The organism is Lysobacter sp. Root604 (assembly GCF_001427505.1).
Taxonomy (GTDB): Bacteria; Pseudomonadota; Gammaproteobacteria; order Xanthomonadales; family Xanthomonadaceae; genus Lysobacter.
Window position 1 is genome coordinate 19,782 of the sequence record NZ_LMGS01000011.1, and the last position, 22,030, is coordinate 41,811.

Annotated in this window: 16 protein-coding genes; 10 read left to right on the plus strand and 6 right to left on the minus strand. The window is 66.9% G+C overall.

From position 1 onward, the window contains the following. The 7 genes from ASD69_RS22270 to ASD69_RS17485 form a co-directional block, all read left to right on the plus strand. On the plus strand, window positions 1-2,554 hold a 2,554-nt coding region (locus ASD69_RS22270), incomplete at its 5' end, for an alpha/beta fold hydrolase (RefSeq protein WP_162250670.1). A gap of 422 nt (window positions 2,555-2,976) precedes the next feature. Beyond that, the gene (locus ASD69_RS17455) at window positions 2,977-4,005 is read left to right on the plus strand and encodes an HlyD family efflux transporter periplasmic adaptor subunit (protein ID WP_056181347.1); all 1,029 of its coding nucleotides are present in this window, start codon (window positions 2,977-2,979) and stop codon (window positions 4,003-4,005) included. A gap of 75 nt (window positions 4,006-4,080) precedes the next feature. Beyond that, window positions 4,081-4,797, plus strand: a complete 717-nt coding sequence (locus ASD69_RS17460; protein WP_056181349.1) for an ABC transporter ATP-binding protein — start codon at window positions 4,081-4,083, stop codon at window positions 4,795-4,797. 2,580 nt (window positions 4,798-7,377) lie between these two features. Next, complete coding sequence (locus tag ASD69_RS17470; RefSeq protein WP_056181354.1) at window positions 7,378-7,749, plus strand: DUF6249 domain-containing protein; 372 nt, start codon at window positions 7,378-7,380, stop codon at window positions 7,747-7,749. Then, window positions 7,742-8,317 (plus strand): RNA polymerase sigma factor, encoded by a 576-nt coding sequence (locus ASD69_RS17475; protein ID WP_056181357.1) that lies wholly within the window; start codon window positions 7,742-7,744, stop codon window positions 8,315-8,317. Before ASD69_RS17470 ends, ASD69_RS17475 begins: the two co-directional genes overlap by 8 nt. After that, window positions 8,314-8,631, plus strand: a complete 318-nt coding sequence (locus ASD69_RS17480; RefSeq protein ID WP_056181360.1) for a hypothetical protein — start codon at window positions 8,314-8,316, stop codon at window positions 8,629-8,631. Before ASD69_RS17475 ends, ASD69_RS17480 begins: the two co-directional genes overlap by 4 nt. A gap of 72 nt (window positions 8,632-8,703) precedes the next feature. Continuing rightward, the gene (locus tag ASD69_RS17485; RefSeq protein ID WP_056181363.1) at window positions 8,704-8,916 is read left to right on the plus strand and encodes a hypothetical protein; all 213 of its coding nucleotides are present in this window, start codon (window positions 8,704-8,706) and stop codon (window positions 8,914-8,916) included. A gap of 68 nt (window positions 8,917-8,984) precedes the next feature. Here ASD69_RS17485 and ASD69_RS17490 read toward each other — a convergent pair whose 3' ends face one another. Genes ASD69_RS17490 through ASD69_RS17515 form a run of 6 tightly spaced genes read right to left on the minus strand, consistent with a single transcriptional unit; the run spans window position 8,985 to window position 15,617 of the window. Then, window positions 8,985-10,229, minus strand: a complete 1,245-nt coding sequence (locus ASD69_RS17490) for a cation:dicarboxylase symporter family transporter (protein ID WP_056181367.1) — start codon at window positions 10,227-10,229, stop codon at window positions 8,985-8,987. 39 nt (window positions 10,230-10,268) lie between these two features. Next, the gene (locus ASD69_RS17495; protein ID WP_056181370.1) at window positions 10,269-11,033 is read right to left on the minus strand and encodes a hypothetical protein; all 765 of its coding nucleotides are present in this window, start codon (window positions 11,031-11,033) and stop codon (window positions 10,269-10,271) included. Between the two features lie 17 nt (window positions 11,034-11,050). Continuing rightward, on the minus strand, window positions 11,051-11,902 hold the full coding sequence (locus ASD69_RS17500; RefSeq protein WP_056181374.1) for a MurR/RpiR family transcriptional regulator: 852 nt from the start codon (window positions 11,900-11,902) through the stop codon (window positions 11,051-11,053). Window positions 11,903-11,921: 19 nt separating this feature from the next. Next, entirely contained in the window at window positions 11,922-13,019 is a 1,098-nt protein-coding gene (locus ASD69_RS17505) for a dipeptide epimerase (RefSeq protein WP_056181377.1), read from the minus strand. Window positions 13,020-13,051: 32 nt separating this feature from the next. Next, window positions 13,052-14,455, minus strand: a complete 1,404-nt coding sequence (locus ASD69_RS17510) for an SH3 domain-containing protein (RefSeq protein WP_056181382.1) — start codon at window positions 14,453-14,455, stop codon at window positions 13,052-13,054. 4 nt (window positions 14,456-14,459) lie between these two features. Further along, window positions 14,460-15,617: a DUF819 family protein gene (locus ASD69_RS17515; RefSeq protein ID WP_056181385.1), complete on the minus strand. Its 1,158-nt coding sequence runs from the start codon at window positions 15,615-15,617 to the stop codon at window positions 14,460-14,462. A gap of 203 nt (window positions 15,618-15,820) precedes the next feature. Between ASD69_RS17515 and ASD69_RS17520 the strand changes: the two genes are divergently transcribed. The 3 genes from ASD69_RS17520 to ASD69_RS17530 all read left to right on the plus strand — a co-directional run bounded on the left by ASD69_RS17520 (window position 15,821) and on the right by ASD69_RS17530 (window position 21,977). Beyond that, window positions 15,821-17,278, plus strand: coding sequence for a transglutaminase-like domain-containing protein (locus tag ASD69_RS17520; RefSeq protein ID WP_056181388.1), 1,458 nt, complete (start codon window positions 15,821-15,823; stop codon window positions 17,276-17,278). A 42-nt stretch (window positions 17,279-17,320) separates the two neighbouring features. Continuing rightward, window positions 17,321-20,272, plus strand: coding sequence for a TonB-dependent receptor (locus tag ASD69_RS17525; RefSeq protein ID WP_056181391.1), 2,952 nt, complete (start codon window positions 17,321-17,323; stop codon window positions 20,270-20,272). Between the two features lie 139 nt (window positions 20,273-20,411). Continuing rightward, window positions 20,412-21,977 (plus strand): serine hydrolase, encoded by a 1,566-nt coding sequence (locus ASD69_RS17530; RefSeq protein ID WP_082576599.1) that lies wholly within the window; start codon window positions 20,412-20,414, stop codon window positions 21,975-21,977. The last annotated feature ends 53 nt before the right edge of the window (window positions 21,978-22,030 follow it).

Consider the following 22,030-nt stretch of genomic DNA (forward strand, 5'->3'; position numbering starts at 1 on the left):
GGCGACCGACTATCCGAAGGATGCGCTGATCCACGAACTGTTCGAGCGGCAGGCGACCGCGCAGCCGGATGCGGTGGCGGTGGTTTACGAAGACCACCATCTGACGTACGGCGAGTTGAACGCGCGCGCGAACCAGTTGGCGCACGAGCTGATCGCGCGCGGGGTGCGGCCGGATGATCGCGTGGCGATCTGCTGCGAACGCAGCTTCGACCTGGTGGTCGGCCTGCTGGGCATCCTCAAGGCCGGCGGCGCCTACGTGTCGCTGGACCCAGCCTATCCGGCCGAACGGCTGGCCTTCATCCTGCAGGACAGCGCGCCCCGGCTGCTGCTCTCGACCACGCGCCTGGACGGGCATCTGCCCGCCGGCGACGTGCCCGTGCTGTGGTTGGACCAGGCGCCAGCCACGCTGGCGAGCCATCCGGTCGACAACCTCGACGCACGACGGCAGGGCCTGAGCTCGCGTCACCTGGCCTATGTGATCTACACCTCCGGTTCCACCGGCACGCCCAAGGGCGTGGCGATCGAGCATGCCAACACGCTCAACTTGTTGGCCTGGGCGCAGGCCAGTTTCACGGCGGCCGAGCTGAGCCACACCCTGTTTGCCACCTCCACCAATTTCGACCTGGCGGTGTTCGAGTTGTTCGTGCCGCTGTCGTGCGGGGCCACGGTGGGCCTGCGCCCGGATGTGCTGGCGGTGACCGCCCAGGACACGATGACGCTGATCAACACGGTGCCCTCCGGTATCGACGCGTTGCTGCGTTCTCGGTGCGTGCCGGATACGGTACGCACGATCAACCTCGCCGGCGAGGCTTTGAAGCCGGCGCTGGTGGCGCAGCTGTTTGCCGGCACGTCTGCCGAAGAGGTGGTGAACCTGTACGGTCCCAGCGAGACCACCACGTACTCGACCTGGGTGCGGATGGACCGCAGCCATGCGGGACCGGTGCTGATTGGCCGACCGATCGCCAACACCCAGGTGTACATCCTGGATGCGCAGGGCGAGCCGGTGCCGGTGGGCGTGGCGGGCGAGCTCTACATCATCGCCAACACCCAGGTGTACATCCTGGATGCGCAGGGCGAGCCGGTGCCGGTGGGCGTGGCGGGCGAGCTCTACATCGGCGGCGATGGCGTGGCACGCGGCTATCTGAACCAGCCGGCGTTGACGGCCGAGCGTTTCGTACGCGATCCGTTCAGTGCCGACCCGCAGGCGCGCATGTACAAGACCGGCGACCTCGGCCGCTGGCTGCCGGACGGCAACATCGAGTACCTGGGGCGCAACGATTTCCAGGTGAAGATCCGCGGCTTCCGCATCGAGCTGGGCGAGATCGAGGCCCGGCTGGCGGGGTGCGCCGGCGTGCGCGAGGCGGTGGTGCTGGCGCGCGAGGACGAGCCGGGCGACAAGCGGCTGGTGGCGTATGTGGTGTCAGCGGCGGCAGCGGAGCCGACGGCGGTGCAGTTGCGCGAAGCGCTGCAAACGCAGTTGCCCGAGTACATGGTGCCGAGCGCCTTCATGGTGCTCGACGCATTCCCGCTGACGCCGAACGGCAAGCTGGATCGCAAGGCGCTACCCGCGCCGGACGGCAGCTCGATCATGCAGCGCGGGTACGAGGCGCCGCAGGGCGAGATCGAACAGGGGCTGGCGGAGATATGGCGGTCGCTGCTGAAGGTCGAACAGGTGGGTCGCCACGATCACTTCTTCGAACTGGGCGGCCACTCGCTGCTGGTGGTGCAGATGACCTCGCAGGTGCGCGAGCGGCTCGGCATCGAACTGGCTTTGCGCGAGATTTTCCTGCATTCGACGCTGTCCGCACTCGCTGCGCGGATGACGACGCACGTCTCTACTCGTACCTGGAGTCCGCTGGTTCAGTTCAAGAAGACGCCTGGAAAACCCACGCTCTATCTGGTGCCCGGTCTTGCCATGACGGCCGCTTCGTTCTGGGATCTGGCGCAGTCGCTCGATGGGCGCATGAATGTGCACGTCCTGGAAGCGCAGGGACTGGAAGAAGGTCAGAAGCCATGCACGCGGATGGAAGACATCGTCGAGATGAATCTTTCGGCCATGCGCGAGAACGGACTTCCGGAGGGGCCGATCGTGCTGGGCGGACATTCCTACGGCGGTTCGGTGGCATTCGAGCTGGCACGTGCGCTGGAGGCATCCGGGCATCGTGTGCAGCTGATGCTGATCGATAACCTGCTGGTGCTTCCGTGGCAGTTGTTCAGGACGACGGATCCGGAGTTGAAGCGCGTCCTGAGCACGGACAAGCGTCTGAAAAAACTGTTCGACGCCCAATCCGCCATTTACGAGCGATACAAACCGTCGGGTCGTTTCCGCGGCGCGGTGGAAGTCATTTACGCGCGCGACGGCAAAATCAAAACGATGCCGGAGCGCAAGCGCCTGCATGCCTGCTGGGAATATTGCGAGCAGAAACCGGTGGTGTCCTCGGTAGGGGGAGATCATCGCAGCATGCTTGGCGCAGCACATGCGGATGAACTGTCGGAAGCCATCTGGCAAGCGTGGCGTCGCTACATCGACGGGTCGGAGGGTTTCGCGCACTAGGTAAATCGAAATCGTGCTCGACTTGAACTGAATCGCTGTTGGGATATTGCACCGCCGTGTGCCGCTGGGGAGTGGCGACGGCGGTAGCCGAGGAGGATATGTGGACATACTTAGAGAAAGTCAGCCGGTAGCCCCCTGGTGGCGTCGCCACCGGCGGTGGCTGCTGGTGTCGGTGGGTGCGGCGGTGGTGGTGGTGGCGGCGATGAGCGTGCTGGGACGTGCCGACCAGCTGGCGTCGCGCGACCGGGTGGTGCTGGCGAAGGTGAAGCAAGGCGAGTTCCTGGTGCAGGTGCGCGGTGTGGGCGAACTTACGTCCAAGCACATGCAGTTCCTGGGCGCGAAGGTCGAGGGCCAGGTGGAACGCATCGCGGTGGAAGCCGGCGCGGCGGTGAANCGGTGTGGGCGAACTTACGTCCAAGCACATGCAGTTCCTGGGCGCGAAGGTCGAGGGCCAGGTGGAACGCATCGCGGTGGAAGCCGGCGCGGCGGTGAAGAAGGGCGACATCCTGGCGAGCCTGGCCAACCCGAAGCTKCACGAGCAGCTGTCGGAGAGCGAGTGGGAGCTGGCGGCGCAGAAGAAGGAGCAGCAGGCCAACATCGCCAGCATGCAGGCRGAGCTGGTSGACCTGCAGACGGACGCACGGATCGCGCAGTCGGAGYTGAAGGTGCTGTCCCTGCGCGAGGCCTCCGAGGCCAAGCTGCAAGCCGACGGCATCGTGTCGAAGCTGACCTACGAGCAGACGCAGCGTGGGGTGGAGCAGCAGAAGCTGCGCATCGTGGCGGCGCAGGAGCGCGTKCGGATGATGCAGCAGCGCCTGAGCGCGCAGCGGGARGCGGACACGGCGCGGCTGAACAAGATGGGCAACACGCTGGACATTCTTCGCCAGCAGATCGCCGACCTGTCGGTGCGCGCACCGATCGACGGTGTGGTGGGGCAGATGGCCCTGAAGCTGGGCCAGCAGGTGGTGAGCGGGGACGAGATCGGTCGGATCGCGCCGTACGACAACCTGGTGGCGTTGCTGGACGTGCAGGACTACCAGGCGCGGGATGTGCGGGTCAATCAGGCGGTGCGCATCGACACGCGCGGCAACGTGGTGCCGGGCCGGGTGACGCGCATCGATCCGGCGGTGACCGACGGGATGGTGAAGGTGGAGGTGAAGCTGGACGGTTCCGTGCCGGCGAGCCTGCGCGCCAACCAGAGCGTGGAAGGGGTGATCGAGATCGCGCGCAAACCCAACGCGCTGTTCGTCAGCCGGCCGCCGTTGGCGCAGGGGCACGGACAGGCGGCGGTCTACCGCGTGGAAGGCGACACGGCGGTGCGCACGCTGGTGGATTTCGGGCTGGTGTCCACGCGCGACATCGAGGTGCTCGGCACGCTGAAGGCCGGCGACCAGATCGTGGTTTCCGATGTATCGGCGTGGGGCGAGCACAGCCGGGTCTTGCTGAAGTAGCCCTATCCCCCTCCTTTCATTTTTCAACCATCACGCACCCGCCTGCGAGCGGGTATCCAAGGAGTGAAACGCGTTATGAACGGCGAAACCCTGATCGAACTGTCGGCGATCCGCAAATCCTTTCTCACCGAGAAGGTCGAGACCCGGGCGCTCGACGACATCTCCCTGCGGGTGGGGAAGGGCGAGTACGTGGCCCTGTCCGGCCCGTCCGGCTCGGGCAAGTCGACGCTGCTGTCGCTGCTGGGCCTGCTGGATACCTGGGACGCGGGTAGCTACACGCTCAACGGCCACGACGTGTCGGCGCTGGGCCGCGACCAGCGGGCGGCGATCCGTAACCGCGAGATCGGCTTCGTGTTCCAGGCCTTCCACCTGATCAGCGACCTGACGGTGGAAGAGAACGTGGGTCTGCCGCTGACGTACCGGACGGACCTGGGCAAGGCCGAGCGCGCGCAGTGGGTGGCGCAGGCGCTGGCGCGTGTGGACATGACCCATCGCGCGCAGCACTTCCCGGCGCAGCTGTCGGGCGGCCAGCAGCAGCGCGTGGCGGTCGCGCGTGCGGTGGCGGGGCGTCCGTCGCTGATCCTGGCGGACGAACCGACCGGCAACCTGGACTCGAAGAACGCCGAGGCGGTGATCGAGCTGCTGGACGGCCTGCACCAGGACGGCGCGACCATCTGCATGGTGACGCACAACCCGGAGACGGCGGCGCGCTGTCCGCGCCAGATCGAGCTGTTCGACGGACGCATTGTGGCCGACCGGTCGCAGCACGCCGCGTTGCGGACGGTCGGCTGAGGAGCGGACGATGTCGTACTGGACGGATGTGAAATACGCGCTGCGCCTGTTGCGCAAGACCCCGGTGTTCACCCTGACCACGATCCTGGTGTTGGCCGGCGGTCTGGCGGTGAGTCTGTACACCTTTGGTTTGCTGAACACCGCGCTGTACAAGGACCTGCCGATTACCGACGGGGATCGGGTGATGCGCCTGGAGGGTCGTTCGGGCGGTCTGCCGACGCAGACGCTGGATGCCTACGAGCTGGCGCAGATCGCGCCGCAGGTGAAGGAACTGGAAGCGATCGGGGTCTACAGCGACACCGACGTGGAAGTGAGCGATCGTGAGCTGAGCCAGATGGTGCCAGCCACGTACGGTCAGTGGGACATGTTCGGCTTTATCGGGGTGCAGCCGCAGTTGGGYCGCAGCTTCCTGCCGGCCGATACGATCGGCGGCGCCGAGCCGGTGGCGATCGTCAGCCATGCGCTGTGGCAGTCGGCCTTCGCCGGYTCGCCGGACATCGTGGGTCGGGTCATCCACGTCAACCGCAAGCCGGTACGTGTGGTCGGTGTGATGCCGGCGGGTGTGACCTTCCCGGTRTGGTCGCGGTTGTGGCTGCCGATGCCGCAGCAGGAGTCGCAGCCGGTGAACGAGGCGGCCTCCAGCGAAGTGGGCGCGTATGCCCGGCTGCGCCCGGGTGCGACGCGGGCGTCGGCGTCGGCGGAGCTGACGGACCTGTTGACCGGCCTGCGCCAGCGGCATCGTCGCGTGGACGGCAAGCCGTACGAGTACAACGCGATGGCGCTGGAAACCTTCCAGATGAGTCTGGCCGGGGGCGGCGCGGGCAACGTGATGTTCGCGGTGCTGAACCTGCTGGCCGGCTTCATCATGCTGCTGTCGTGCGTGAACGTGGGCAACATGCTGCTGGCGCGCACGCAGGAGCGGTTGAAGGAGATTGCGGTGCGGATGGCGATCGGTGCGCCGCGCGGCCGGCTGCTGTGGCAGATGATGCTGGAGAGCCTGCTGATCTGCGTGGTGGGCGGCGGGCTGGCCCTGCTGCTGATCGCGTACTGGCTGAARGCGACCGACCAGTTCCTGCAYGGGTGGAGCGACCGTCTGCCGTTCTGGGCGAGCTGGGGCGTGGACGCGCAGTCGGTGCTGATGACGTTCGSGTTCGTGCTGTTCGCCGTGTGCGTGGTGTCGATCCTGCCGACCTGGCGGGTGCTGCGCGTGCCGTGCACGACCTTGCTGCGCGACGGAACGCGCGGCGCACGCGGACGCTTGAGCGGTCGGCTGTCGCGGTTGCTGCTGACGGTGCAGATCGTGCTGATATCGGTGGTGATGGCGGTCGGCAGCGCATTGACCTTCGTGGCCTGGCGCACGTCGAACCTGGACACGGGCATCGATGGCGAGCGGCTGCTGGCGCTGGACGTGGCCGCGCCCAAGGGCAGCGACGGCACGCCGGCCAGCAAGGCGCAGTACCACGAGCGCCTGCTGGCGAGCATCCGTGCGCAGTCGGACGTCGAGGGGGCGATGCTGTGGAGTGGCGCGGCCAGTCGGCGCTTCGGGGTGGATGGCATGAACTATCCGGTGGCGGGCGATTACCCGGAGGCGACGGTGCGGCTGAGTTCGGATGCGCCGGTATCGCTGGGTGCGCGACTGCTCGATGGACGCTACTTCGACTCCCGCGACGGCAGCGACGGCAGCCGWTCGGCGCTGGTGAGCAAGACGCTGGCCGAGCGTTACTGGCCGGGCRGCTCGCCGATCGGCCGGTCGATCCAGTTGTTCGATGCGAAGGGYAAGGCGCGCGAGCAGCGGGTCGTGGTGGGCGTGGTCAGCGATGTGCTGGACGACAGCCAGCTGATGCAGGCGGATGCGCGTGCGGTGACGGCGATCTACCTGCCGTTCGCCCAGGCGGCGCCGGTCAGTGCGCGYTATCTGGTGCGTTACCGCGGCGACGAGCCGTCGGCGCGCGCAACGCTGCTGAACCTGGCGTGGCAGGCCAATGCGGCGCCCGGGGTGGCGGTGGATCGCTACACGGCGCTGCGCGACCGCACGGTGGCSCTGAGCCGSAGTCTGGCGAAGCTGTTCGTGTACAGCGGTCTGTTCGCGCTRTTGCTGGCGCTGACCGGCATCTACGGCCTGTGCAGCAACGAAGTGATCCTGCGCAGGCAGGAGGTGGGGCTGCGCCGCGCGATCGGCGCAAGCGACGGATCGATCCTGCGCTTGTTCCTGCGCCAGGGCGCGCGGCGTCTGGCGGTGGGCCTGGTGCTCGCGACGCTGATCGGNCGCGCGATCGGCGCAAGCGACGGATCGATCCTGCGCTTGTTCCTGCGCCAGGGCGCGCGGCGTCTGGCGGTGGGCCTGGTGCTCGCGACGCTGATCGGYGGGGCGGGGCTGTTCCTGCTCTCGCGTCTGGCCGGGCTGGGGACCGTGGTGCCGGTGGCGATCGGGCTGGGCGTGGCGATCACGATCACSCTGCTGGTGGGCATGGCCACCTAYCTGTCCACCCGCAGGATCCTGCGCGGCGAACCGGCCGAAGGCATGCGGTATGAATGAGTCGCTTTCGTCATTAACCTAGACAAACTACCGAGAGAACCCTTATGCAACCCGAATTCATCATTCTCTTCGTGCTGGGACTTGCGCCGATCGCCATCGTGCTGATCGTCCTGCGCTATCGCTATCAGCAGGCGCAGGCGCGCTACAACGTCGTGATGCATCTGGCGGACAAGGGCGTGACGCCGCCGGTGGAGCTGTTGATCGAGCCGCGCGCGGCGTTCTGCGAACGGCGACGGGCCCTGGTGCTGATCAGTATCGGCCTGGGCATCATCGCCATGTTCGCCGCCTTGCCGGGACACTACGAAAACGGGCGAGGGATCGGCGAACTGTGGGGGATTGGCCTGTTGCCGTTGCTCACCGGGTTCGGCTACCTCGCCAGCTGGTGGCTGAATCGCCGCGACGACAAGCATGCCTGATCACGACGCGGAAGCGCGCATAGATCAGGCCCTCGTTGCACGAGTTCTGCTCGGCAACGAGGGCCGCGCGTTCGAGCAACTGGTGCGGCGTCATCAGGGCATGGTGCGCGCGCAATTGCGGCGCCTGCTGCACGGCGACGAAGCTGGTGCCGACGACCTGGCGCAGGAGACGTTTCTGTTGGCATGGCGAAAACTCGACCAATTTCGCGGCGACGCGCGTTTTTCCACCTGGCTTTACCGCATCGCGTACACCTGCTTTCTGCAGGCCAGTCGAAAGAAGGCGGGGACACTCGAAGATGCCGATGGCGGCGAGCACGAAGCGCTGGCAGCCCCCGCCCAGACCGTCGACCTGCAAGTAGATATAGAGCGTGCGATGCAGCGCCTGTCCCCTGCCGAGCAGGCCGTGCTATTGCATTGCGTGCAATTGGGGTTGAGTCACGAAGAAGCTGTCTACGTGCTGGACATGCCGCTCGGCACGGTGAAAACCCACGCGACGCGCGGCAAGGCAAAGCTGCAAAAGTGGCTGTCAATCTGGCAAGGATCCGAGAACAAGAGGCAACTCTCATGAACGACCCGCATGATTCATCCATCGATGCGCTGCTGCGCCAACATTTCGATGGCCCCGTCGCCGATGCCGGCTTTAGCGATCGCGTCATGCGGCAATTGCCCGCACGTCGGCACGCACGCCGTTGGCAGTTGCCGCTCGGCATATTGGCGGGACTTGGCGCGTGCCTCTGGAGCCTTTCGTCCACGCCCTTGATCCGTGCTGGCTGGCAGGATTGGATGCGCGGGAGTCTTTCCTCGGCGGCCGTGATCATGCTGCTGACCCTCATGGGGATGTCGCTAATGGCATCGTGGTGGGCGTTGGCAGAGAACGAATAGGAGTCTGTCCGTCAGACCTTACCTCGCCGAGGGCGGGCTGCTGGATCTGGTGGAAGTGCGCGCCGGAAACGCATGCGGACCCTGGGTTCGGATCTGCCCGATGCCATCGACTTGCTGGCGCGGGTGGAATCCCGCTTGCGGTCGGGCGCCCTGATCGTGGCCGACAACGCCGACTACAGCCCCGACTGCAGCCCCGAATATCTGGCGTATGTGCGTTCGCCGGTATCGCGCTATCTGTCCATCGCTTTCGCCGACGACGTCGAGCTCTCGATGCGGATCGGCTAAGGCTTCAAAGCGCTACGGGCCTCGTCATCTACTAATGGCGCCTGGCGCGCATGGCCGTGTCCTGGCGCTCAGGCGGTGCCGTCGTCCGCGCTCGCCGTCCGCTCGCGACCGGCCACCACGCCGGTCGCGGCGAGGTCGCCGGTGACGTTGCCCAAGGTCGCGAACACGTCGGGGATGGTGTCGACCGCCAGCAGCAGGCCCATCGGTTCCACCGGCAGGCCGGCGGCCTGTACCACCGGCATATTGGTCGCCATGAAGCTGACCTGCCCGGGCAGGCCCACCGACCCCAGGCTGATCACCACCGCCAGCGCGGCGCAGCCGGCCAGCTGCGCCGCGCTCAGGTCGACGCCGTAGATCCAGGCCACGAAGGCGGTCACGCCGATGTACTGGATCGGACTGGTCATGCGGAACAGCGACACTGCCATCGGCAACACCAGCGAAGCGATCTCCAAGGGATAGCCCAGGCGCACGCGGGCGCTGTCGACCATCGCCGGCAACGACGCCAGCGAGGACTGCGTGCTCGCGGCGATGGTCTGCGCCGGCAGCACCCCGGCGGCGAAGCGCCGCAGCGGCGTGCCGGCCGCGGCCGCGACCAGGTACAACATCAGGGTCACCGAGATGTACAGGCTGCACTGCAGCACGATGTAGTAGCCGACCGCGCCCAGCATGCCCACGCCGACATGGGCGCAGACCGCGAACATCAGCGCGAACACGCCCAGCGGTGCGATCCACAGCAGCCAGCGCACGATCACGATCATGGTGTCGGCGATGGCCTGGAACAGTTCGACCAGGCGCGCGCGCCGAGCCGGCTCGATCCGGGTCAGGGCGAAGCCGAAGAACAGCGCGAACACCACCAGCGGCAGCATCGCGCTGGCCGCGGCGGCGGCGATCACGTTGCTGGGGATCATCGCGGTCAGCCAATCGCCCAGCGCCGGCGGCGCGACCGTGGGGGTCGAGGTGGCGGTGCGGAAGGCCTGCACCAACGCCTCGTCGCGCGGCAGCAGCGATAGCAGCGCGGGCGCGGCGATCGCGGCGAAGGCTGCGCCCAGGCTGAGCAGCACGATGAACACCACCATCGCGCGCCGCGCCGTGCGGCCGGACGCGGCCGCGTCGGTGGCTGAGGTCACGCCGATCACTACCAGCGACACCACCAGCGGCACCACCGTCATCTGCAGGGCGTTGAGCCAGAGCTTGCCGATCGGCTGCATCACCGCCGCGGCGCCGTGCGCGGCCTCGGGCGCCAAGGCGACCAGGATCAGACCGGCGGCGGCACCGGCGATCAGGGCGAACAGGACGCGGGCGGTCATCGACATGCGGACGGCGACTCCGGAGGGGCGTGGACCCAGATTGGGCTAGGGCGCGGGCAGATGCCAATCCTGCCGCAGCCGGCGCAGTTCCGCCTGCGGCAGCAGCACGAACACCGGACGTTGCTGCGGGCGCAGCCAGGCCAGCAAGGCCTCCATGGCGGGATCGGCCATCGCCGTGCAGCCCGCGGTGGGCTCGCCGGGCGCCTTCCACAGGTGGGCGAAGATGCAGCTGCCGGCGCCGCTCAGGCGCTGCGGGTTGTGCTCGATCACCAGGCCCAACCGGTAGCGCTGGTCGCCGCCGGCATGCAGGTCGCGGCGCATGGGCTCGGTGGACTCGGCGACCGCGTCGCGGCCGACCGTGCCGGCGTCGACGATGCGGTTGTACAGCGGCGAGGCGTTGACGTCGATGCAATAGTCGTCGGCGCCCATGGCCTGATAGGGCATGGGCGTCGCCGCGCTCGCGCCGTAACCGAACGCGGTGCCCAGCGCGAACACGCCGGCCGGCGCGCGCCCGTCGCCTTCGCGCTTCTGCGGTCCGTCGGACTGGGCGGGGTGCAGCCCCAGGCCCCAGGCGCTGCCGTTACGCCCGACCGTGACTGGCGTGGCCGCGCCGACTTCGCGCCAATCGCCGCCGTCGCGTTCGTAGCGGCGTAGGCGCCCGGCGCTGGCGTCCCAGCCGTCGGTGGTCACCAGCACCAGCTGGCGCGCGTTGCCCCAGGGCGAGGGTGCGTTCGTGCCCGGAGCGCTGGCGCAGGCGGCCAGCAAGAGCAGGGTGGGCATCAGCAGAGCGATACGGAACGGGATGCGCATGCGGCCTCGGGTTGGCGTCAGCTGTCGAGCAGATCCTGCATGCGCTCGAGGTTGAGGTCGAGCTGGCGGCGCCGGCCCTCGTGGGCGTCGCACAGCAGCACGAAGATCAGGTCCAGCAGATGCTGCAGCGCCGACTGGTACAGCAGCGGCTCGATATGCCGGCGCTCGTCGTGCGCTGACACCACCAGGGCGGTGTCGGCGTGCGCGCGCAACGGGTTGGGGGTGTGGCGGGTCACGGTGATGACCTGGCCCACGCGTTCGCGGAAGCGCCGGCCGATCTGGCACAGCGCCGGCTGGCGGCCGTGTTCGGAGAACAGCAGCAGCACGTCGCCGGCCGCCGCGCTGGAGATGCCGGCCTGCATCAGCATCGCATCGACGTAGTGCACGGTGACGATGCCCAGCATCGACAGCCGGGTGGCGAAGGCGCGCGCCGGGATACCGTCCTCGCCCAGGCCGATGATGTAGACCTTGCCGGCGCGCTCGATCGCCGCGGCGATCGCGTCGATGCGCTCGGCCGGGTTGATCAGGCGGGTCTCGGCCTCGGCCAGGGCCTTGAGATGCCACAGGTCCTCGGCCAGCGCGGTATGCGGGTCGTCGGCCGCGGTGGCGGTAGGCGCATGTTCCTCGCCGTTGCCGTTGCCGCGCGCGACCGCTTCGCCGATGGAGTACTTGAGGTCGGGGTAGCCCTTGAAGCCGAGCTTCTGGCTGAACTTGACCACGCTGGACTGGCTGATGCCCAGCGCGTTGGCCAGTTGCTGCGAGGAGTAGTCGCGCAGCAGGTGGGCGTTGTCGAGCAGGAAATCGCCGATGCGGCGTTCGATCGCCGACATGCGGTCGCGTTCGGCCCGGATTTTCAACAGCGGCGACATGTGCGGGGCGGTCCTGTGCTCAGCCGGGCAGGGGTTCGAGGCCGCGGATCTCGCGGATGCCCAGGCCGGGCGCGTCGGTGACCGAGATCTCCGACTCGTTGAAGATCACCCCGCCATCGACCGGATTGAACGCGCACAGGGAAGGCCCGTCCAGGTCCACCTTGGTGATCACGTTGGCCTTGGCCACCGCCACGTGCACGGCCGCGGCGACGCTGATGCTGGTTTCGATCATGCAGCCGATCATGCATTCCACCCCGTACAGGGCGGCGATGTCGGCGATGCGGATGGCGTTGGAGATACCGCCGGTCTTCATCAGCTTGATATTGATGATGTCGGCGGCGCGCATGCGGATCAGATCGATGACCTCGGTGGGGCCGAACACGCTCTCGTCGGCCATGATCGGAGTATGCACGCGCTCGGTCACGTACTTCATGCCGTCCAGATCCTGCGCCTTGACCGGCTGCTCGACCAGCTCCAGGCGCACGCCGGCGTCCTCGAGCTGCTGGATCGCGTACACCGCCTGCTTGGCGGTCCAGCCCTGGTTGGCGTCCAGGCGCAGCAGGGCGCGGCCCTCGACCGCGGCGTAGATCGCCTTGACCCGCTCGATGTCGACGCCGATGTCCTTGCCGACCTTGATCTTGAGCGACTCGAAGCCGCGCTCCACCGCGCTCATCGAATCGGCCACCATCTTGTCGATGTAGTCGACGCTGATGGTGATGTCGGTGGCGATGACCGGGTCGCCGCCGCCCAGCATCTTGTACAGGGGGGCGCCGTAGAGCTGGCCCCACAGGTCGTAGAGCGCGATCTCGACCGCGGCCTTGGCGCTGGTGTTCTTCTCCAGCGCGCCCTGGACCAGCTGGGTCAGGCGGTTGAGGTCGGCGATGTCCTCGCCGATCAGGCGCGGCGCGATGAACTTGCGGATCGCCTCGACGATGGAGCCGTGAGTGTCGCCGGTGATCACTGCGGTGGCCGCGGCCTCACCGTAGCCGATCTGGCCGCTGTCGGTGTGCACGGAGACGACGATGTCCTCGACCGTGTCGACGGTGCGCAGGGCGGTCTTGAACGGCGTCTTGAGTGGGACGCGCAGCATGCCGAACCGGATGTCGGTGATTTTCATGGAGCTCCGATCGCTTCGTGGTAGTGGGGCGCTCAGGGGCGGATGCGCTGGATGCTGGTGATGCGGTCGACGTAGCTGTGGGCCTCGTCGAACAGCAGCGGCGTCAGCGGCGATACCGATACCCCGTTGAGGTGGGCACGGGCCATGCGGCCCTCGCCGTCGCGGTAACTGATGCCGGTGGTGTCGTGGATCACATAGGGTTCGCCGTCGCGGTCGCCGATCACCATCATCACGTGGCCGGGGATATAGATCAGGTCGCCGACCTGCAGCTCGCGCACCACCTTCATGCGCGCGGCGCGGTCGTCCTGCTCGCTGAAGGCGATGCGATTCAGTGCCGGGCTCACTGCCTGGTCGCGGGTATTGCGCGGCAGGGTCACGCCGAAGCTGCGGTAGACGTCCGAGACGAAGCCGCTGCAGTCGCGCGCGTTGTAGGAATGGCCCCAGCCGTAGCGCTCGCCGAGGAACTTGAAACCCTGGCGCAACAGGTTGGCCTTGGTCAGTGGCAGGTACTGTGCGGTGGTGTCCTGGGTCTTGGGCAGCAGCGCCGGGGCGAAGCTCAGGCGGCCGTCGTCGCCGCGCAGCGGCAGTTCGATCACGTGCGCGGTGTAGGGGTGCTGGCCGTTGACCGGGCGGTCGGCCGGCCAGTCGGCCAGCAGCGGCACGCGCACGCCCATGTCCAGCTGCAGCTGCGATAGTTTGGGCTGCTCGGGCGTGTACACGGTGCGCGCGGTCGCGCCGGTGACGATCAGCTGCGGCGTGCGCCGACCGTAGCCGAACACCGCCGCGGCCTCGCCCTCGGCGACGTAGCGCTTCTCGATCCAGGCCGTGTAGAGCGGGCTGACCACGAACCACCATTGGCGGTCGCGGCTCTCGTGGGTGATCGCGACCGGGTCGCCGGGGAACAGTCCGCTTTCCTGAAAGCGGTCGATGTCGTGATCGTCGGGCGAATTGAAGACCCGCAGCGGTGTCGGGAATGCGCGCAGATCGGCGCGGTGCACGATCAGGCCGTAACGCAGGGCCTGCTGTTGCGGAATCGCGTCCAGATTCAGCGCAGTCTGCAGGCCGTCCAGCACCTGGGCGGCGATGGACTGGCCGCGGTCGTCGTACAGCGCCTGGGGCGGCCGCTCCGATACGGAGGCGATCCAGTCGCGGATCTGCTGACGCGAGACCGTCGCCGGCAGGCCTTCCAGATCGTGCACCGAGGGGTCGAGCTCGCGCAGCCTGGCGTTCTGCTCGCCGATCGCCTTCGCGTCGAGGACCACGCGGTCCGCGCGCGCCTGCCGCTGGATCCAGTAATCCGCATTCAATTGACGTTCCTCCACGCCGATTACACCGTGGGCGGGAATGGTTAGCGCGGCGGGCGACGCCGCCGCGAGCGACGGCGGCGCGGCGCCATAGAGGCCGGCCGCGACGAGCAGGACGAGGAGCGCACGCATCGGATCAGACTCCCGTGGGCGAAAGGCCGGACAGCACGCCGGCCATGAACAGTCCGATGCCGGTGCCCAGCACCAGGCCCAGCATCGCCAACAGCACCGCCGCAGGCACCAGCGCGCGCGAGTACGTCGCCGCCAGCACCGGCGCGGTCGCCATACCGCCTATCTGCGCCAGCGAGGAGATCCCGCACAAGTACAGATCGAAGCGGAACGCGCGCGCGGCCAGCGCGAACAGGGCGACATGCAGCACCAGCACGGTGAAGCCGACCAGCAGGAACAGCGGCGCGGCCGACATGCCGGCAAAATTGCTCTGCGAGGCCAGCACCGCGACCAGGCAGGCCAGCAATGCGCCGGCCAGCGGCGCGGGCACCGGCGAGCGCGCCAGCGGCGTGCGCGCGAGCGCCAGCCCGGCGACGGTCGCGATCAAGACCGTCCAGGCGGTGCCGGTGAGGAAGCCCTGCGTGGGCAGTTGCGCGGCCAGCGCCATCGCGCCGTTGCCGACCAGCAGGGCGATGCCCAGCCACAGCAGCACGCCGCCGGCGCTGGTCGCTCCATGGGCGAGCGGCGCGGCGGCCATGGGCAGCGCACGCTCGTCGGCGCGCGTCCAACGATTGAATCGGGGCGCGAAGCGCACGGCCGAGAACAGCAGCACCACCCACACCGAATAGCACAGCGCGTCGGCCAGCAGCACCGGCGGCAGCAGGTTGTCGGGCAAGCCGATCGATTGCTTGACCGCGACCAGATTGGCCGAGCCGCCGGTCCAGGTCGCGCTGAGCGCAGCCAGCATCTTCCAGCCGTCTGCGGGCAGGGCGTTGCGGAAGATCAGATAGGCCAGCACGATCGCGACCAGGATGCTGGCCATCGCGCAGGCGAAGACCGCCAGCATGCGTGGGCCCAACGCCAGAATCGCGCGTAGGTCGCAGCCGACCATCAGCAGGAACAGCAGGGCCGGCAGCAGTTGCGTGGTGAGATGGCGTTGGGCCGCCGCAATTTCGGCCGTACCCTGCCACAGGCCGGCCACCGCCAACGCGGTCACCAGCAGATAGGTCAGCACGATCGGCGGCAGCACCGAGAACAGGCGCCAGCCGTAGCGCCGCTCCAGCGACGGAAACAGGCCGGCCGCCAGCAGGACCACCGCCAGATATGGCCAGACCGTTTCGATCATCGCGTCCCCTCGCTAGCGCCGGGCGGTCGTCGCGACCGGCTCAGTGGGAATACATACTTCACAACGAGAATTTGTCAAGAATAAATTATTGACCAGCCCGTCCGGCCATGTTACACAGCCGTGACTGGGTCCTCGGATGGTCTGGCTGCGACGTGGAAACTTCCGTGCTTCCGCTAGCTTCGGCGACGTCGCCGGCACGCACCATGTGCCTGGGTGTGCGCAGCCTGTGCCTATCGGGCCTGCTGCTCGCGCTGCCTGCGGCCTACGCCGGTTACGACCGTGGCCCCGCCGATATCGTCGCCCTGATCGATGACAGCCGCTTTCTCGACGCCCACGCGAGCATAGACGCAGCGCTCGCGCGTCCTAATCTGAGCGCCGACGAGCGCGCGGCGCTGGAATTCCAACGCGAGCGCATGCGTCGCATCCGCCTGGACTTTCCACTCGGCGAGACCGAAGCGCGACGCAAATTGAGCGAGCTGGTGCCGGACCTGCGCGAGGAAGAGTTCCAGGCCTGGAAGCGCAGCAACCGGCTCGAGCATCTGGATATCGACGGCCAGTCCTACTACTTCAGCCGCGCCGTCTCCAACTTGTTCCTGCTCGATCCCGCCGCCGATGCGCGCCGTCGGCCGCCGCGCAAGCCTGGCGGCGGACCGATGGAACAGGCCAACGCTTATCACGAGGAGGCGCTGCGCGAAGCGCGCGCGACCGGCAAGAGCAGCGTCGCCCCCCGCCGCGTGCGCGTGACCCAGTCCATCGTGGTGAACGCCGACGCGGTGCCGGCCGGCGAGACCGTGCGCGCCTGGATCCCGTATCCGCGTCTGCGCCCCGGCCAACAGGAGGATCTGGTCTTCCTGTCCAGCGCGCCCGCCGCGCACCGCATCGCGCCCGAGTCCGCGCAACAGCGCACGATCTATCTGGAACAAGCCGCGCAGGCCGGCCAGCCGACCACGTTCTCGATCAGCTACGAGCTCACCGTCTACGGCCAGGTGCACCGCATCGATCCGGAGCGCGTGCAGGCGCTGGGCGAGCGCCCCGAGCTCGCGCCCTACCTGGGCGAGCGCGCGCCGCACATCGTCTACACCGACGCGCTGCGCCGCTACTCGCGCGAGGTCGTCGGCGACGAGACCAATCCCGCGCGCATCGCGAAAAAGCTCTACGCCGCGGTCGACCGCATTCCCTGGGCCGGCGCGCGGGAATACTCGACGCTGTCCAACATCAGCGATTACGCCCTGCATGCCGGCCATGCCGATTGCGGGCAGCAGACTTTGCTGCTGATGGCCCTGCTGCGCTTGAACGGCATACCCGCGCGCTGGCAGTCGGGCATGGTTTATTCCGACGGCGACTACGACAACCTTCACGACTGGGGCTGGCTGTATCTGGCGCCCTACGGCTGGGTCCCGATGGACGTCACCACGGGACGCTTCCAGGACGCCAAGGATCCCGGCGTCGAGTGGTTCTATTTCGGCGGACTCGATGCCTACCGCATCGCGTTCAACGACGACTACGGGACCGAGCTGGTCCCGGCGAAACGGCACTTCCGTTCGGAAACCGTGGATTCGCAGCGCGGCGAAGTGGAGTGGGCCGGGGGCAACCTCTACTTCGACCAGTGGGACTACCGCTTCAAAGCACAAGTACTGCCGCTGCCCGGCCACGCGCCGTAGCGGCAGCTCACCACACGGCCATGCTCTAGGGGAAACGGAAACATGCGCGCAACAACGATGAGGAAGACCGCGCTCTGCGTCGCGATGGGGCTCTGCTTCGGCTCGCTCTCCATGGGCGCGCTGGCGGCCAACAACGACGGCTCGCTGGCGGGCCGCACCACGCCCGGCGCCGAAGTCACCATCCGCAGCCCGGACACCGGCTTCACCCGCACGGTCAAGGCCGACGAACAAGGCAACTACCGCTTTCCGTTCCTGCCGGTCGGCCAGTACACCCTGCAGACCAGCATCGACGGCGCGGCCGGCGAGCCGACGCCGGTGACGGTGTCCCTGGGCACCACGACCAACGTCAACGCCGGCTCGCAGGCGGCGACGGATCTGGCGGCGGTGCAGGTGGTGGGGACGCGGGGGATCAGTCCGGTCGATGTGTCTTCTACGGAGTCGGCTACCAACGTAACGCGCGAAGAGATGGCGCGGCTGCCCGTGCCGCGGGATATCACGGACGTCGCCACGCTAGCGCCGGGAGTCAACCGCGGCGAGTTCGGCGGCGTGTCCTTCGGTGGGTCGTCCGTGGCCGAGAACTCCGTGTACATCAACGGCCTCAACGTCACCGACTTCTACAACCGTGTCGGCTTCTCCTCGATGCCGTTCTCGTTTCTGCAGGAGTTCCAGGTCAAGACCGGCGGCTATTCGGTGGAATTCGGGCGTACCACGGGCGGTGTGATCAATGCCGTGACCCGCAAAGGTTCCAACGAGTTCCATGGCGGCGTGGATTTGCTGTTCGACAATCTGGCGCAATCGGATGCCAAGAATCATCCGGGGCGCGTCGCCAAATACGACGATAACGAGCAGAACAACTATGCGGTATGGGGCTCGGGCGCTCTGATCCAGGATCGCTTGTTCTTCTTCGGCATCTACGAGAAGCGCGACCTGGACAACCAGAGCACGGACGACGGCGGCAGAAACCTGTTCATCGAGAGCGGCGACAACGATTTCTGGGGCGCCAAGCTGGATTGGCAGATCAACGATAAGAATCTGTTGGAACTGTTGGCGTTTTCGGACAAAAGCGAGACGGTCGAGGACAACTACGTGTTCGATCCGGTCACCGGGAAGCGCCTGTCCGGGCGCGAAAACCGTACCTTCGAGAAGAACGGTGGCGATAACTGGGCCCTGACCTATACCGGCTATTTGACCAACGATCTGTCGGTCAAGGCGATGTATGGCGAGAATGAGCGCGTCGCCTCGGTCAACAGCCTGAACGATGCCGCGTGCAACCTCATCCAGGACCGCCGCGTCGGATCGAGTTTCATAGGCTGCTCCAGCAATACCGCCGTGATCGATCGAAACGACAAGCGCAAGGCCATGCGCTTGGATTTCGAGTGGTCGCTCGGCGATCATTATCTGCGCTTCGGCGCCGACCACGAGAACAATACCTCCGACTACTCCAGCCGTTACCCAGGCAATGGTCTGCGCTACGAGGTCAGCGCGGTGCCGAGCAGTAGGCGTGTGAACGGCGTTCGGGTGCGAGACGGCTTGGGTGCGTACGTACGCACGCGTCAAGTCGCCAATCAAGGTACATTCGAAACCGAGAACGAGGCGTACTACATCGAGGACAACTGGTCGGTCACGCCGAATCTCGTGCTGAACCTGGGCGTGCGTTGGGAGGCGTTCGACAACAAAGACGCCGCCGGTCGCAGCTACATCAAGATGGACGATATGGTGGCGCCGCGCTTCGGCTTCTCGTGGGATATGAACGGCGACGGCCGCACCAAGCTGTACGGCAACCTGGGGCGCTATTTCCTGCCCGTGGCCAACGTCATCAACATCAAGCAAGCCGGTCCGTTCCTGGATGCGCGTACGTTCTACGAGTTCAACGGCTTTGGGACCTTCACCAACCCGGCCACCGGACAGGTTTATCCGGATCCGATCCTGGGCCCGCAGATCGGAGGGGTGGACGATTCGCAGGGCAATGGCCAGGTCGGCGACTTGAGCGGCGAAGTCGATCGGAACATGGATCCGGTCTACCAGGACGAGGCTATCCTCGGCTTCCAGTCGATGTTCGGCGACAACTGGTCCTGGGGCGTGCGCGGCATCTACCGTCGGCTGCACGAAGCCATCGACGATATGCAGATCACCCATAACGGGCATTGCGAAATCGACACCTTCGTGATGGGCAATCCCGGCAAGAACCTGACCTTCTTCACGGACACCGACCCGACCTGCGATGGCGTCAACGATGCCTTCGTCACCATCGATACCTCGAAGGAAGGCTGGGCCTTGTATGACGACGACGGGAATCTGGTCGGGCAGCGTGGTTGGGGCAAGGCCAAGCGTACCTACCGCGCCCTGGAGTTCATGATCGACCGCGCCTGGGATGACAAGTGGGCGTTCAATGCCTCGTACACGCTGTCCTACAGCAAGGGCAATGCCGAAGGGCCGGTCAATTCAGACACCGACTTCTCAGATAGTGGTCGTACCGAAGCTTTCGACAATCCGTTCGTCGAGATCGGCAGCTACGGTTACCTGCCCAACGATCACCGCCACCAATTGAAGTTCCGCGGGGCCTACGCCTTCGACGACCACTGGTCGGTCGGCGCGACGCTGGACATCCAGTCGGGGCGTCCGGTCAGTGAGTTCGGTACCGGCAACCCTTACGACTCCACCGAGTTCCTCAGCCACTACATCTGTGAGCGTAACTGTTCGGCGGACTTCGAGCCGCATGAGCGCGTCTATCGGCTGTCCCGCCGCGGCGCATACGACCGGCTGCCCTGGACCTATTCCCTGGGCGCCAGCGTCTCTTACAACGCGACGTTCGGTCGGGCGAAGCTCAACGCCAAGCTGGCGGTGTACAACCTGACCAATCAGCAGCGGGTGACCGAGGTCAACGAAGTGCGCGAGGCCCAAAACAGTATTGGTAGCCCGAATCAGTTCTTCGGCGATGGCACGGATTATCAGTCTCCGCGTTACGCCCAGCTCCTCATCTCGGTCGCGTTTTAACCCCCCTTGGCGGACTGCCTCGGCAGTCCGCCTTTTTACTTGGGCATTCGCCGAGTCGTCCGTTTCCGCGATGGGTGCGGGGTTCCGACTTCGATGCGATGATCGGTCGGTGGCGTCCGGTGCAGGAGTGGCGGATCGCATGAAGCATCTCTGGCTCGTCCTGACCCTGGCGCTGGGTGCGGCGGCACCGGTGTTAGCGCGCGAGGCGCCCGCTCCCAGACCCGAGATCGATGCCATCGTCGACGACGTGGTGGTGCGCTACCGCCTGCCCGGTCTGGCCATCGGCGTGATCGAGCACGGCGAGGTCGTATACCGACGCGGCGTCGGCGAGTTGGTCGCCGGCGGCGGCGAGCCGGTCACGCCCGAGACTCTGTTCAAGATCGCCTCCAACAGCAAGTCCATGACCACCGCGCTGCTCGCGCGTCTGGTTGATGCCGGCAAGCTGCGTTGGGACGATCCGGTCACCAAGTACCTGCCGCAGTTCCGCATGTACGACGATTGGGTCACGCGCGAGATGCAGGTGCGCGACCTGTTGATCCACGACAGCGGCCTGCGCGCGGGCGCGGGCGACCTGATGCTATGGCCGGAGCCGAACAGCTTCAGCCGCGCCGACGTGATCCATGGGCTGCGTTACCTGAAGCCAGTGCATAGCTTCCGCTCGCGCTACGACTACGACAACCTTATGTACATCGTCGCCGGCGAAGTCGCGGCGGCGGCTGGCGGCGCACCCTACGAGGAGTTGTTGCGTCGCGAAGTGTTCGCACCCTTGGGATTGAAGCGCTGTCGGATCGGCGAATGGCGCCGCGACGAGGTCGGCAACATCGCCCAGCGGCATCGGCGCGAGGGCCTGCGCAACCTGCCGGTGCGCGAGGACGGGGCCGTGATCGCCAACAGCACCATGGCCGCGGCTGGCGGCGTGCGCTGCAGCCTCGACGATATGCTGAGCTGGGTCCGCACCTGGTTGCGTCCCGAGGCCTCCGCCACGCCCTGGCTGTCGGCCGAGCAGCGGCGCGCGCTGTGGGCGCCGCAAATGCCGATGCCGGTCTCGCAGCGTCAGCGCGACTGGGATGGTAGCCGCTACAGCGCCTACGGCTACGGCTGGCGTCTGTCCGATGTCGACGGCAGCTTCAAGGTCTCGCACACCGGCACCCTGATGGGCATGTACTCGGTGGTGACCATGCTGCCGGAGCGCGACGTCGGCTTCGTGATCCTGATCAACGGCGAGGCCGAGGAGGCGCGTACGGTGCTGAATCAGGTGCTGATCAAGCATTACGCCGCACCCTCGCAAGGCCGAGACGTTGCTTACTACGCGCGGGCGTTGGAGCGCGAGCGCGCGAGAACGCCGGCTGCGCAACGAGCGCCCGACTCTTCCGCGCGCGCGCCGGCCGGCATCGACGCGATGCAAGGCTGGCTGGGTCGCTATCAAGACCCTTGGTTCGGCGGCGTTTCGCTATGCGCCCAGGATGGGCGGGTTCGCTTCGTATCCCGGAAATCGCCGATGCTCAGCGGCACGGTGCAGCGCGTGGGACAGCGTTGGCTGGTGGACTGGGACGACGATAGCGTCGACGCCGAGGCTTGGCTGGACTTCGCCACGGGCGCGGCGCCCCAGGGTGGGGCGATGACCCTGGCCAAGGTCGATCCCGAAGCGGACTTCAGCTACGACTACGAGGACCTGGTATTCGTGCGCACGGGCGGTTGCGATTGAATGGCCGCTCGTTTCTCTGCGCAGCCATCGCCGTGGTCCGATGCACGAAACGC